The organism is Pseudoselenomonas ruminantium, assembly GCF_900104055.1.
Classification (GTDB): domain Bacteria; phylum Bacillota; class Negativicutes; order Selenomonadales; family Selenomonadaceae; genus Selenomonas_A; species Selenomonas_A ruminantium_C.
Map to the genome: position 1 here is coordinate 34,155 of NZ_FNJQ01000019.1, position 12,971 is coordinate 47,125.

Annotated in this window: 13 protein-coding genes; 11 read left to right on the plus strand and 2 right to left on the minus strand. The window is 52.3% G+C overall.

All coding sequences use genetic code 11. The annotated features are described in order from the left end of the window. The first annotated feature begins 9 nt into the window (after window positions 1-9). Window positions 10-801 (plus strand): gluconate 5-dehydrogenase, encoded by a 792-nt coding sequence (locus BLQ59_RS08995; protein ID WP_014423300.1) that lies wholly within the window; start codon window positions 10-12, stop codon window positions 799-801. A 31-nt stretch (window positions 802-832) separates the two neighbouring features. Next, a complete protein-coding gene (locus tag BLQ59_RS09000; RefSeq protein ID WP_074572581.1) occupies window positions 833-2,050 on the plus strand; it encodes an FAD-dependent oxidoreductase in 1,218 nt (405 codons plus the stop codon). Between the two features lie 115 nt (window positions 2,051-2,165). On the opposite strand, the gene BLQ59_RS09005 is transcribed toward BLQ59_RS09000, so the two are convergent. Then, complete coding sequence (locus BLQ59_RS09005) at window positions 2,166-2,441, minus strand: hypothetical protein (protein ID WP_014423302.1); 276 nt, start codon at window positions 2,439-2,441, stop codon at window positions 2,166-2,168. Window positions 2,442-2,655: 214 nt separating this feature from the next. Here BLQ59_RS09005 and BLQ59_RS09010 point away from each other — a divergent pair, with 214 nt between their 5' ends. From BLQ59_RS09010 to sucD, 3 genes are all read left to right on the plus strand, one after another. Further along, window positions 2,656-3,783, plus strand: coding sequence for an aldose epimerase family protein (locus tag BLQ59_RS09010; RefSeq protein ID WP_074572583.1), 1,128 nt, complete (start codon window positions 2,656-2,658; stop codon window positions 3,781-3,783). 255 nt (window positions 3,784-4,038) lie between these two features. Then, a complete protein-coding gene (gene sucC / locus BLQ59_RS09015; protein ID WP_074572584.1) occupies window positions 4,039-5,226 on the plus strand; it encodes an ADP-forming succinate--CoA ligase subunit beta in 1,188 nt (395 codons plus the stop codon). A gap of 15 nt (window positions 5,227-5,241) precedes the next feature. Beyond that, window positions 5,242-6,147 (plus strand): succinate--CoA ligase subunit alpha, encoded by a 906-nt coding sequence (sucD, locus tag BLQ59_RS09020; RefSeq protein ID WP_074572586.1) that lies wholly within the window; start codon window positions 5,242-5,244, stop codon window positions 6,145-6,147. Window positions 6,148-6,212: 65 nt separating this feature from the next. Here sucD and BLQ59_RS09025 read toward each other — a convergent pair whose 3' ends face one another. Next, complete coding sequence (locus BLQ59_RS09025; protein ID WP_014423306.1) at window positions 6,213-7,169, minus strand: L-lactate dehydrogenase; 957 nt, start codon at window positions 7,167-7,169, stop codon at window positions 6,213-6,215. Between the two features lie 278 nt (window positions 7,170-7,447). Here BLQ59_RS09025 and BLQ59_RS09030 point away from each other — a divergent pair, with 278 nt between their 5' ends. The 6 genes from BLQ59_RS09030 (at window position 7,448) to BLQ59_RS09055 (ending at window position 12,959) form a co-directional block, all read left to right on the plus strand. Next, the gene (locus tag BLQ59_RS09030; protein WP_074572587.1) at window positions 7,448-8,470 is read left to right on the plus strand and encodes a rod shape-determining protein; all 1,023 of its coding nucleotides are present in this window, start codon (window positions 7,448-7,450) and stop codon (window positions 8,468-8,470) included. 113 nt (window positions 8,471-8,583) lie between these two features. Continuing rightward, window positions 8,584-9,384, plus strand: a complete 801-nt coding sequence (gene flgF / locus BLQ59_RS09035) for a flagellar basal-body rod protein FlgF (protein WP_074572589.1) — start codon at window positions 8,584-8,586, stop codon at window positions 9,382-9,384. Window positions 9,385-9,633: 249 nt separating this feature from the next. Beyond that, window positions 9,634-10,425, plus strand: a complete 792-nt coding sequence (flgG, locus tag BLQ59_RS09040; protein ID WP_041914211.1) for a flagellar basal-body rod protein FlgG — start codon at window positions 9,634-9,636, stop codon at window positions 10,423-10,425. A 44-nt stretch (window positions 10,426-10,469) separates the two neighbouring features. Next, window positions 10,470-11,213, plus strand: coding sequence for a flagellar basal body P-ring formation chaperone FlgA (gene flgA, locus BLQ59_RS09045; RefSeq protein ID WP_218122889.1), 744 nt, complete (start codon window positions 10,470-10,472; stop codon window positions 11,211-11,213). Window positions 11,214-11,228: 15 nt separating this feature from the next. After that, window positions 11,229-11,831 (plus strand): flagellar basal body L-ring protein FlgH, encoded by a 603-nt coding sequence (locus BLQ59_RS09050; protein WP_371118279.1) that lies wholly within the window; start codon window positions 11,229-11,231, stop codon window positions 11,829-11,831. A 15-nt stretch (window positions 11,832-11,846) separates the two neighbouring features. Continuing rightward, window positions 11,847-12,959 (plus strand): flagellar basal body P-ring protein FlgI, encoded by a 1,113-nt coding sequence (locus BLQ59_RS09055; protein WP_074572591.1) that lies wholly within the window; start codon window positions 11,847-11,849, stop codon window positions 12,957-12,959. Window positions 12,960-12,971 lie beyond the last annotated feature (12 nt).

Below are 12,971 nucleotides of genomic sequence, written 5' to 3' on the forward strand. Positions count from 1 at the left end.
CGCATGGAGATGGATATGGAATACCTGAAACAATTCTCATTGGAAGGCAAGGTGGCACTCGTTACTGGCGCGGCTTATGGCATCGGCTTCGCCATTGCCAAGGCCTATGCCAAAGCTGGAGCCAGGATCGCCTTCAACTGCCGCGGTGAAAAGCATATGCAGGAAGCAATGGCCGCTTATCAGGCTGAAGGCATCGAAGCCAAGGGCTATTACTGCGACGTGACCAAGGAAGATGAAGTGCAGAAGATGGTCGCCGATATCGAAAAAGAACTGGGCACGATCGATATCCTCGTGAATAATGCCGGCATCATCAAGCGCATTCCCATGCTGGAAATGTCGGCCGAAGAATTCCGGCAGGTGGTGGATATCGACCTCAATGCGCCGTTCATCGTAGCCAAAGCCGTGATTCCGGGCATGCTGAAAAAAGGACATGGCAAGATCATCAACATCTGCTCCATGATGAGTGAACTGGGGCGGGAGACGGTATCGGCTTATGCGGCCGCCAAGGGCGGACTCAAGATGCTGACGCGCAATATCTGCGCGGAATATGGCCATGCCAATATCCAGTGCAACGGCATTGGCCCTGGCTATATCGCTACGCCGCAGACAGCTCCCCTGCGCACGCCGGGGCATCCCTTCAACGAGTTCATCCTGGCCAAGACACCAGCTAACCGCTGGGGAACCACGGAAGACCTGGAAGGCCCGGCAGTATTCTTAGCCTCTGATGCCTCAAACTTTGTCAACGGACATATCCTCTATGTGGATGGGGGAATACTGGCCTATATCGGCAAACAGCCCTGAGACAAAGAAAACAAATTAGAGGTGAATCCTGATGGCAGTTCATGTAATCAACGAAGCGAGGCGTTGCCTGCAATGCAAGAAGCCGCTGTGTCAGCTGCAAGGCTGTCCCATCGGCACCAATATCCCAGAAATGATCCGGCGGTTTCTGGCCGGTCAGGGAAATGAGGCCGCTGCGATGTTATTTGCCAACAATCCCATGAGCATTATCTGCTCGTTGGTCTGTGACCATGAAAAACAGTGCGAAGGTCATTGTATTCAAGGGCGCAAGGGCAGTGCGGTACAGATTTCCAGTATTGAGCATTATATCTCCAATGGCTTTTTTGAGAAGCTGCAGCTGGAAAAGCAGCCGCCCAAAGGCCAGCGGATAGCGGTGATTGGCAGCGGCCCGGCCGGGCTTGTGGTGGCGGTGGTGATGGCGCAGAAGGGCTATGATGTGACCATCTTTGAGCGCAAGAGCCATATTGGCGGCATGATGCGCTATGGGATTCCGGACTTCCGTCTGCCCCGCACGATCCTGAGCCGCTATAAAGAGAAGCTGCGCCTGCTGGGCATCCATATCCGGCCCCATACCACCATTGGCGGTGCCCTGCATCTGGATGATCTGATCAGCGATGGATATCAGGCAATCTTCATCGGCACGGGCACCTGGCGGGCACGGCGCTTGGGCGTACCCGGGGAGAGCCTGGGCAATGTACACTATGCGATTGACTATCTGCAGAATCCCGGCGCCTATGCGTTAGGCGAGCGGGTGGCTGTGATCGGTGCCGGCAACTCGGCCATGGATGCGGCCCGTACGGCCTTGCGCCAGGGCAGCCGCTTCGTTACCATCTATGCCCGCAGCAATCATGTCACGGCCAGTCAGCGGGAACTGGATTATGCCATCGCTGATGGTGCGGAGATAATCTATGGCATGGCAGTGGAGAAGATTACAGAACAGGGCCCTGTTTTTGTCAAACGGGAATTTTCCGAGGCCGGTGAATTGCTCAGCCAGGGGCTGGCGGAACTGGCTCCGGCTGACAGTACGATCATCGCCGTCAGTCAGCGTCCCAAGGACAAGCTGGTGAGCACCACATCCGGACTCGATGTGAATGACAAGGGCTTGGTGGAAGTTGATGAACATGGACAGACCACCCGCCCGGGAATATTCTCCGCCGGTGATGTGGTCACCGGCCCCTGGAATGTGGTAGAGGCCGCCAAAGCGGCAAAAGAAGTGGCAGAGCAGATGGACGCCTATTTGCAATCGTTATAGGCGGATAAAGCAGTGTCTGTCAGGGTAAAACAATAGAAACATAATATGAATAATTGTACGAAAAAACCTCCAGCTATTCATCAAGCTGGAGGTTTTTCGTTCTGCGTATGATTGTTTATACAATCGGAAAACTTTCGATTGCGCCATACTGGATGTACTTGCTGGCGTTGGTGGGTTCCCCTTCCATGATGGCCGTGCTCACAGCATCCATGTTGTCATCGATTACATTGATGCGGCCGGCTTTTACTTCTTCCTCGACCTTGGCTAGCAATTCCTTGCGGGCTTTTTTCGTTCCCTGATAGATGGTCTTGTTGTAGAAGATGTTCATGGTCTTCTGTGTCTTTTCTTCATCGCAGTTGAAGAAGACATAAGCGTGTTTAGCGTTTGCCATTGGTTGATAATCCCCCTTAAAATACAAATAATATAATCGCATTTATGAATATGTAACCAATAAAGATATTATAACACAGCTTGTCAAAAATGATAAATTAAATTGAATTTTCACAGGTAGTTGACAAATAAAATAAGAAAGAGTAAAGTGAAACTTGTATAGAATTGTAGAAAATCATACACAATTCTAAGTCGAAAACCTGGGAGGTATATATATGGCAACAGTTAAGCATGAACCCTTTGGCAAACTCAGTGACGGGCGTGAGGTATCGCTCTATACCCTGCGCAATACCAAGGGGACGGAAGTAAAGATTACCAACTACGGCGCACGTCTGGTCAGTTGGCGGGTTTTTGGCAAGGATGCGAAGAAGATAGATATCTTGCTGGGCTATGCGGATGCCGCTGCTTATGAAAAGGACGATACGAGCATGGGCGGCATCGTAGGCCGCCATGCCAACCGCATTGCCGGAGGCAAGGCAATCATAAACGGACAGGAGTACCAGTTGGATTTGAATACCGGTTCGAAGATGCAGAACCATATCCATGGCGGCTCCAAAGGCTTCCATAATGAACTTTGGCAGGCTGAGGAAGTCTATGAAGGGGTAAAGCTGACCTATCATAGCAAGGATGGCGATGCGGGCTATCCTGGCAATATGGATGTAACCGTTATCTATTCTCTGTCCAATGATAATGAGCTTTCTATTAAGTATGAAGCTATCAGTGATAAGGACACCATCTGCAACCTGACCAACCATAGCTATTTCAATCTGGATGGTTTTGCCGCACCGCCGGTGCTGGATCAGAAAATCCAGATCTTTGCCGATGAATATACCTGGGCTGACAGCGAATCCCTGCCGGATGGCAGAATCCTGCCGGTAGAGGGCACGCCGATGGACCTGCGTCAGCCGGTGCGCATTGGTGAACATATCGATGATGATTTCGATGAACTCGTTATGGGCAAGGGCTATGACCATAACTGGGTACTGCGGGATGAACCGGTGAGTGTGGAGATGAAACCGGGAATGTTCGGCTATGATCCCCATTGTCCCATTGACTATTTGAAGGGCGGACTCAAGAAGGCTGCTTATGCCGAATCGGACAAGAGCGGCTTGACTTTGACTTGCTACACTACTCTGCCGGGAATCCAGTTCTATACGGGCAACTTCCTCGAAGGCGGCCTGCCAGGCAAAGATGGCGTGGAATTCCAGCGCCGCACGGGCTTCTGCCTTGAAACGCAGTACTTCCCTAACTCGCTGGCCAATCCGAATTTCCCGCAGCCAATCATCAAAGCCGGTGAAAAATGGGAATCCCAGACGATTTTTGTCTTGTGGCCCAAGGACTGAACATCGCGAGTGTGTAGGAAATTTGAGCTTCATAAGCAATATGTATAAATTCGATATGTAATATTTATGTAAAGACGGGCGAAAAACGTATTTTGCTCAAATAGGCATAAATTATGATAATTTTTGCGAATACTGCATATGAATAATAAATAGTAGACAAAAATACGAAAAAAGCATACAATATACATGTAAACGAGAACGAAAGCTAGTTAAGTATTCTCGAAACGTCATACCAATTTCAGGGAGGCATGTTTGATGAATATTCATGAGTATCAAAGCAAGGCAGTATTGAAATCCTATGGTGTCACTGTACCGGAAGGATATCCTGCCTTCAGCGTAGAAGAAGCCGTGGAAAATGCCCAAAAGCTCGGTACGCCGGTGGTAGTGGTAAAGGCCCAGATCCATGCAGGCGGGCGCGGCAAGGCTGGCGGTGTCAAGCTGGCGAAGAACCTCGACGAGGTGAAAGCTTACGCGACGGAACTTTTAGGGAAGACCTTGGTTACCCATCAGACAGGTCCTGAAGGCAAGAAAGTTGGCCGCCTCCTGATTGAAGCTGGTTCCAATATCAAGAAAGAATATTATCTGTCCTTTGTCATTGACCGTCAGACGGCCCGCGTGGTCATGATGGGGTCCGAAGAAGGCGGTATGGAAATCGAGAAGGTTGCGGCCGAAATGCCGGACAAGATCTTCAAGGAATACATCGATCCGGCTGTTGGTCTGGCTCCGTTCCAGGCTACTCGCATGGCGTACAATATCAATATCCCGCAGGAAGCCATCCGCAAGGCAACCAAGCTGATGGGCTGTCTCTACAACGCTTTCGTGGGCAAGGATTGCTCCCTGGCTGAGATTAATCCGCTGGTCGTAACGGCTGATGATGATGTGGTAGCGCTCGATGCCAAGCTGAACTTCGACGACAGCGCCCTGTTCCGTCATCCGGATATCGAAGAACTCCGGGACGAGAGCGAAGAAGATCCGAAGGAACGCCGCGCAGCAGAAGCTGGCCTCAATTACGTCAACCTTGGCGGCGATGTGGCCTGCATGGTCAACGGGGCAGGCCTTGCCATGGCTACGGTGGATATCATCAAACACTATGGCGGCGAACCGGCTAACTTCCTCGATGTAGGCGGCGATTCCTCGCCGGAAAAGATTGCCGAGGCATTCCAGATCATGCTGGACGGCGGTCAGGCCAAGGGGATCTTCGTCAACATCTTCGGTGGCATCAACCGCTGCGATGCGGTAGCTGCCGGTATCGTGGAAGCTGCGAAAATCATTTCCGATGATGGCAAATCCCTGCCGGTTCCTGTTGTGGTGCGCTTGGAAGGCACCAATGTGGAACAGGGCCGCAAGATCCTGCAGGATTCCCCCATTGCCAATGTCATCATGGCACCGACTATGGAGGGCGGCGCAGAAGAAATCGTCAAACGAGTCAAAGCAGCAGAATAAGGGAGGCCATCTGACATGGGTGTTTTAGTCAACAAGGATACAAAGGTAATCGTACAGGGCATTACGGGCAAACAGGCCACCTTCCATACGAAACAGATGCTGGCCTATGGCACGAAGATTGTCGCTGGTGTAACGCCGGGCAAAGCCGGCCAGGTTGTAGAAGGTGTTCCCGTATTCAACACCGTCAAGGACGCAGTGGACGCAACAGGGGCTACGGCCTCCGTGGTCTATGTACCCGCAAGGTTCGCCGCTGACTCCATCATGGAAGGTGTGGATGCCGGACTGGATTTGGTGGTCTGCATTACGGAACATATCCCCGTTGAGGATATGGTCAAGGTACGCCGTTATATGGAAGGCAAGAAAACCCGCCTGATTGGGCCGAACTGCCCGGGCATCCTGACTACGGATGAAGCAAAACTCGGTATCATTCCGGGCAATATCCAGAAGAAAGGTCATGTAGGCCTCGTTTCCCGCTCCGGAACCTTGACCTATGAAGCCGCTTTCCAGCTGATGAACGCCGGTATCGGCGTGACGACAGCTATCGGTATCGGCGGTGACCCGGTCAAGGGCACGGACTTTATCGATGCTTTGCAGCTCTTCAAAGAAGATCCGGAAACCAAGGCTGTGCTGATGATCGGTGAAATCGGCGGTACGGCTGAGGAAGACGCGGCTAAGTGGATTAGGGAAAACATGCCGGAAAAACCGGTAGCAGCCTTCATCTCCGGCCGTCAGGCGCCTCCGGGAAAACGCATGGGCCATGCTGGTGCCATCATTTCCGGTGGCAAAGGTACGGCTGCTGACAAGATCAAGGCCCTCAATGCTGTGGACATTCAAGTGGCTGATACCGTAGCTCATATCGGTGCAACGGTTGTCGATACGCTGAAAAAAGCCGGCATCTATGATGAATGCCATACCTGCTGAAGATAGCATAAAAAAATCCCGCTGGACAAAGTCCAGCGGGATTTTTAGTTCCGTAACAAAGGAAATTATTTGATGCCAGCGCCATCGAGAGCGGAACGAACGCTCTGAGCAGCTTTGTGCATCTTCTCCAGTTCATCATCCGTGAGATGAACTTCGAAGGAGCGCATGATACCATCAGCGCAAACCATACGAGGAATGGAGAGGGCAACGTCTTTGATGCCATATTCGCCTTCGAGAACTGCAGAGCAGGGCAGGATCGTGTGTTCATCATAGAGAACGGACTTGATGAAGCGGCAAGCAGCCATAGCGATACCAGTGTTGGTGAAGCCCTTCTTATTGATGACATCGTAAGCAACCTGAACCAGTTCCTGTTCAACAGCTTCGTGGCTGAGTTTTTCCGTGCGGTGGAAATATTCATCCAGATCATCGATGGGGAAACCAGCGCAGCCAGTCGTGGACCAAGCAACGAATGCAGCGTTGCCGTGCTCACCGAGAACATAACCGTTGATGTTCTTCGGATCCACCTGGTACTTGTCAGCCAGGATGCGACGGAAACGGTAGGTTTCGAGCATCGTACCAGTACCGAGGATGAGGTTGCGCGGATAATCAAACTGGGTGGAAACAACATAAGTAGCAACATCGAGCGGATTCGTGATCATGATGATCATAGCTTCCTTCGTACGCTTAACGATCTCGCCCATTACGGAGCTCATGATCTTAGCGTTGGTGCCAGCCAGCTTCAGACGGTCCGGAGTTTCGCCCGGGCGGATGGAAGGACCAGCGGTGATAACGATGATGTTTGCATCTTTGCAGTCTTCATAGTCACCGAGGTGGAACTTGATGTTCGTGCTGTAGATGCAGCTCGTTGCATGGCTGGAGTCCTTAGCTTCGCCCCAAGCTTTGTCTTCGTTGAGGTCGATCAGAACTACTTCCGTAGCAAGCTGGAAGTCAGCAATCTTGTTGGCAACTGCGGAGCCAACGTTGCTGGCGCCAATGACGACGATTTTTCTTCTGTTGTTCATTTTGTTATTACCCCCTGAATCATTGTGAAATATATCCCTAAGTCGTGTTAATCGTAGCACTATTAATACCTAGTGTCAATAAATAATTTCAAAGAAACAAAAGCAATATTTTTCGCAAAATTGCTGAAATGTTGTAAATGAGGGGAAAATGTGTCAATTTTTGGCAGGGCCAAAAATTATATCAGATTTTGAGGGGGAAGTTGTTGTAATTCATGTTTTTTTATTATATATTATAGTGTGTTGCGATGAAGATGACTTCGGAAGGAGATTTTTGACATATGTTTGGCATGTCTTTAGATATTGGTATTGACTTGGGTACGGCAAACGTACTGGTTTATGTGAAGGGAAAAGGTATTGTCCTGCGGGAACCGTCGGTAGTGGCGGTGGACCGGGACACCAACCGGGTATTGGCCATCGGTGAGGAAGCGCGCCAGATGATCGGCCGCACGCCGGGCAATATCGTGGCAATCCGTCCGCTGCGTGAAGGCGTTATCGCCGACTATGACATCACGGAAAGCATGCTGCGACACTTCATTGAAAAGGTTGTGGGACGCCGCTTCGTCTTCCGTCCCCGCATCATGATCTGCATTCCCTCCGGCTGCACCATGGTGGAGCAGCGGGCTGTGCAGGAAGCTGCGGAACAGGCTGGTGCCCGTCATACCCAGCTGATTGAAGAACCGCTGGCAGCAGCACTCGGTGCGGGGCTCGATATCGTGGAACCCCGCGGTTCCATGGTCGTGGATATCGGCGGCGGCACGACGGATATCGCCGTGATTTCTCTGGGTGGCATCGTGACCAGTGCCTCCCTGCGCGTGGCTGGTGATCGCTTCGATGAGGACATCATTGCCTATGTGAAGAAGGAATTCAACATGATGATCGGCGAGCGCACGGCTGAGGAGATCAAGATGCGTGTCGGCGCTGCCTTCGTGGGGGCCCGTAATGAAGTGATGGATATCCGTGGCCGTGATATGCTCTCCGGTCTGCCGAAGAATGTGCAGATCACCACGGAACAGGCAGCTGCGGCTATGCATGAAAGCGTGGCGAAGATTGTCAGCTGCGTGAAGAAGGTGCTGGAGGATACTCCGCCAGAGCTGGCTGCCGATGTGATGAACTGCGGCATTGTGCTCACGGGCGGCGGTGCGATGCTCTATGGTCTTGACGAACTGATCCGCAAGGAAACAGATATCCCCACGGCGCTGGCTGAAGATGCCATGAGCTGCGTGGCTATCGGCTGCGGCATGGCACTGGACAGTTTCAGCAAGTTCGATGGCAAGGCCAAGAATATCAAGACAGGACACTGATCTGCGAAGAAAATAAATTTTTTGACAAAGGCGAAACTCGAAAAGGAGTTTCGCCTTTTTTAGCGAATAAACGAAGCAAGGATAAATGTGAGATGGGACAAGGAGGACGCATTATGTGGCGCGGTCTATATACAGCCGGCGCGGGGATGATCACGGAGTCCAAGCGCACGGACACATTGGCCAACAATCTGGCCAATGCCAATACCAACGGTTTCAAGCGGGATGAGGCCGTCAGCCGGGAGTTTGAACCCATGCTGATCAAGCGCATCAATGATGGCATCAACAAGAATGACGTGACCAGTTTCAAGCAATTCCATGTAGGCGAACAGTATCCGGTTGTGGGTACTTTGGGACTGGGTTCCCGCATCGATGAGATTGCGACCGAGCACACCCAGGGGGCTTTTGAAACCACCGGCAATCCATTGGATCTGGCGATTTCGGGCAATGGTTATTTTGCTATCCAGACGGAAAATGGGGTGCGGTATACGCGGGACGGGAATTTCTATAAATCTGCCAATGGACAGATTCAGACGGTGAACGGGCAGACTGTTTTGGGGGCGAATGGACAGGGCATCACGATCCCGCAGGATGCCACCCGCATCATGGTGGGGAGCAAGGGCGAAATCTATGCGGATGACCAGCAGGTGGGACAGCTGCAACTCGTGCAGTTTGATAATCGCCGGGCTGTGCTCAAGCAGGGAAACAATCTCTATTATCCGCAGGAAGGTGCACAGCCTCAGCCGGCTGCGGGCGAGGTCTTGCAGGGCGTATTGGAGCGCTCCAATACGAATATCGTGTCGGAAATGGTGGAGCTCATCAATAACTACCGGCTTTACGAAGCCGGGGCAAAGGCGGTTACTACACAGGATACCATGCTCGAAAAATCCGTGAGTGAAGTTGGCAGAGTGTCTTAAGTTTTTTTAGGCTTGTTCGATATATATTGGAGAGGTTGGTTTTCTGTACTTTTCTTTGGCGCAAAGAAAAGTACCAAAAGAAAACGCGGACTGAAATCCCATCACGGGATTTACGTCCGCCTGCGCCCGTCCATGGGCGCTGGGCAACGATTTAGTGGTATCTTTTTCGTTGTGGCAGTAAAAGCCTTTCCTATTGAGGGGAAGGTGCCGAACGTTAGTGAGGCGGATGAGGTGAGGAGGTAGCTCGGTATGATGAGAGCACTTTGGTCGGCGGCTTCTGGTATGAAGGGTCAGCAGACTAATATTGATGTTATCGCCCATAATATTGCCAATGTCAATACCTATGGCGGCAAGAAGGTGCGGGCGGAGTTTCAGGATTTGATCTATCAGACCTTGCGGGATGCTGGGGCCCAGAGCGGGCAGGACAATCAGTATCCGACCGGCTTGCAGGTCGGATTAGGGACGCGTGTGGCGGCTACCCAGCGGGTGATTACTCAGGGGCCTTTGCAAAGTACAGAACATCCTTTGGATATTGGCATTCAGGGCGAAGGATATTTCCGAGTTACGATGCCGGATGGAACCACAGCATATACCCGCGATGGCTCCTTTAAATTAGATTCTCAGCGGCGTATGGTGACTTCTGATGGTTATCTGCTGGCGGATGGCATTACTTTTGCGGAGAATTCACCAGTGGATTCTATCGTCATTGCCGGTGATGGCACTGTATCGGAAACGCCGGCAGGCGGCACGCAGCAGAATGTGGGACAGATCACCTTGGCCCGGTTCGTCAATCCGGCAGGCCTTACGGCTGTTGGCAAGAACCTCTTTATCGTATCGGCAGCTTCCGGCGATCCCATTGAAGGCAATCCTGGTACGGACGGTGCGGGCACCCTTACCCAGGGTACATTGGAGATGAGCAATGTGCAGATCGTCGAGGAAATGGTCAATATGATAGTTTCCCAGCGTGCTTATGAATCCAACTCCAAGGCCATCACCACTTCCGATTCCATGCTGGAAATTGCCAATGGCCTGAAACGCTGATGAAAGTGAAAAGAAGCCGCATAGCCAGTCTGTTTACATCATGGATGTTATGGATTGGCTTCTTCTGTCTGTCAGTTTGTGTTTCTCCGCCGCAGGCAGAAGCAATCTATGGCGGCGGTCAGCAGGCGGAGGCTTTTCCACAGCTTATGAGTTCCCAGAAATTGGCGGGGATTGCCCGGCAGCAATTGGAGTTGGAACTCTATAAAGTGGGAGAAGGGCGGCGGCATGTACTGACACTGACCGTTTCCCCCCCGGATATGCGTCTGCCGGCAGGGAAAATCCGCTATGAGGCGGAAATCCCGGGCAAGCTGCATTATGGCAATGTGCAGCCAGTGCATATCCGGGTGTTCGTGAATGAAAAGCTCTATCGGCGGGCCATCTGCTATTATCGGGTGCAGGTATTTGAGAAGGTGCTGGTGGCCGGGATGAATCTTGGTTTGGAGCAGACTATTGGCGCCAATGCCGTACGCCTCGAAGAACGTGAGGTGCAGGGGGGCACAGGGCGCTATCTGACGAAATACGAGGATATTGCCGGCCGGGTACCCATCCGTTACATCCATATGGGGCAGCCCATCGAACAGAATATGCTGCAGAACCCTGTGGTGATCAATCCGAATTCGCCGGTAAAGCTGATCGCGAATATCAATGGCGTACAGGTCAGCGCTGACGGCATTGCCCTGCAAAAAGGGCGGATTGGCGGCATGATCCGGGTGCGCAATGCCCATTCCAACAGGCTGTTGCAGGGACGGGTGATTGACGCGAATACCGTCGAGATTACAGGTCGTTGAAGGCAGGTAATAAGTATGCAGATAAAAAAATATCATAAAAGAATCGCCTTGGCGTTGGCGGCTGGCAGTTTGTTTTTCAGTGCAGCGCCGATGGTTTCGGCGCAGTCGCTTTGGGCTGAGGGCGGCAGGTATCGGAATATCTTTTCGGATCGGAAGGCGCAGGATGTAGGGGATATCCTGACCATTGCCATCAGTGAATCCACGAGCCTGTCTACGAGCAAGTCCAGCGCCAACAGTAAGAGTGGCAGTACATCGCTGTCAGCAGGCGTAGGCATCTTTGACTTCCTGAAGGCGGCTTCGGCCAGTGGTTCGGATTCGTTTAAGGCTGATGGTTCCTCCACCGCCAAGAACACGACGACAGCCAATGTGACCGTCACCGTGGTGGATATCCAGCCCAATGGCAATCTGGTGCTGGAGGGAACACAGTCCATCTGGCATAATAAGAATGAGCATAAAATCACCTTCCGGGGCGTTTGCCGGCCGGAGGATGTGACGGCGGCCAATACCATTCCTTCGACGAAGATTGCGGCTGCGGAAGTGCGATTCAATGGCAAGGGACCTCTGAATGCCAAGCAGCGGCAGGGAATCCTGACGCAGATATTCAATATCCTGTTCTGATTAGGGGATGTTTATATGAAGAAGATATTGGCTTGTTTTTTGGCCGGGGCGTTAGTGTTTGGCGGCATGCCCACGCTGGCGTCGGCGGATAATGCGGTGACGCGGATCAAGGATATCGCCAAGGTGCAGGGCGTGCGCTCTAACCAGCTCATGGGCTATGGTCTGGTAGTGGGGTTGAATGGCACCGGCGATTCGAATAAGACGCTGGAAACCATCCAATCCATTGTCAATATGCTCAAGACCTATGGCGTGTCGGTAAATCAGGCTTCCTTGAAGTCGGATAATGTCGCCGCGGTTATGGTTACGGCCACCCTGCCTCCATTTGTGCGGGAAGGCGACACAATCGATATCACGGTTTCGTCTATCGGTGATGCGGACAGTATCCAGGGCGGTACGCTCCTGCAGACACCACTCCGGGCTGGCAATGGGACGGTATATGCAGTGGCGCAGGGCGCAGTGTCCACGGGCGGTTTTGCCGCGGGGCGCGGTTCTTCGACTTCGACCAAGAATTTTCCTACCGTCGGCATGACGCCGAATGGGGCAATCGTAGAACGCACGGTGGAGGATGACCTGGGCAATAATGGCAGGTTATCCCTGTCGCTCTCCCATCCGGACTTTACGACGGCTACGCGCATGGCAGCGGCCATCAATTCCCAGTATGGAGGTGTGGCGCAGGCTGTGAATCCCGGCCGCATCGATATCAATATCCCGAGCTACTATCAGGGAAATGTGGTAGGCTTTGTGGCTTCGATTGAAGAACTGCCGGTGATGCCGGATAAGGTGGCCAAGATTGTGGTCAATGAGCGCACGGGCACCATTGTCATGGGCGGCGATGTTTCGGTGGATGAGATCGCCATCACCCAGGGCGGTCTGACCATCAAGGTGCAGAAGAATAAGACGGCCAGCCAGCCGGAGCCCTTCAGTTACGGCACCACCATTGAGACGCGCAATGAGAATGTGGATGTCAAGGAGGATAAGGCCAGTACGCTGGTTCTGCCGGCTACGGCCAATGTCAGTGACATTGTCGGTGCATTGAATGCCGTAGGGGCGACGCCACGGGATACGATATCGATCCTGCAGGCTATAAAAGCAGCAGGCGCACTTCATGCAGAATTGCAGTTGATTTAAGCGGGGTGAAGT

What these genes read in the sequence shown, in the direction of transcription:
- BLQ59_RS09055 (WP_074572591.1), top strand. Translation starts at nt 11,847, where the DNA reads ATGAAGAAGATATTGGCTTGTTTTTTGGCCGGGGCGTTAGTGTTTGGC.
- sucD (WP_074572586.1), top strand. Translation starts at nt 5,242, where the DNA reads ATGGGTGTTTTAGTCAACAAGGATACAAAGGTAATCGTACAGGGCATT.
- flgA (WP_218122889.1), top strand. Translation starts at nt 10,470, where the DNA reads ATGTTATGGATTGGCTTCTTCTGTCTGTCAGTTTGTGTTTCTCCGCCG.
- BLQ59_RS09025 (WP_014423306.1), bottom strand. Translation starts at nt 7,169, where the DNA reads ATGAACAACAGAAGAAAAATCGTCGTCATTGGCGCCAGCAACGTTGGC.
- BLQ59_RS09050 (WP_371118279.1), top strand. Translation starts at nt 11,229, where the DNA reads ATGCAGATAAAAAAATATCATAAAAGAATCGCCTTGGCGTTGGCGGCT.
- flgG (WP_041914211.1), top strand. Translation starts at nt 9,634, where the DNA reads ATGATGAGAGCACTTTGGTCGGCGGCTTCTGGTATGAAGGGTCAGCAG.
- BLQ59_RS09010 (WP_074572583.1), top strand. Translation starts at nt 2,656, where the DNA reads ATGGCAACAGTTAAGCATGAACCCTTTGGCAAACTCAGTGACGGGCGT.
- BLQ59_RS08995 (WP_014423300.1), top strand. Translation starts at nt 10, where the DNA reads ATGGATATGGAATACCTGAAACAATTCTCATTGGAAGGCAAGGTGGCA.
- BLQ59_RS09005 (WP_014423302.1), bottom strand. Translation starts at nt 2,441, where the DNA reads ATGGCAAACGCTAAACACGCTTATGTCTTCTTCAACTGCGATGAAGAA.
- flgF (WP_074572589.1), top strand. Translation starts at nt 8,584, where the DNA reads ATGTGGCGCGGTCTATATACAGCCGGCGCGGGGATGATCACGGAGTCC.
- BLQ59_RS09000 (WP_074572581.1), top strand. Translation starts at nt 833, where the DNA reads ATGGCAGTTCATGTAATCAACGAAGCGAGGCGTTGCCTGCAATGCAAG.
- sucC (WP_074572584.1), top strand. Translation starts at nt 4,039, where the DNA reads ATGAATATTCATGAGTATCAAAGCAAGGCAGTATTGAAATCCTATGGT.
- BLQ59_RS09030 (WP_074572587.1), top strand. Translation starts at nt 7,448, where the DNA reads ATGTTTGGCATGTCTTTAGATATTGGTATTGACTTGGGTACGGCAAAC.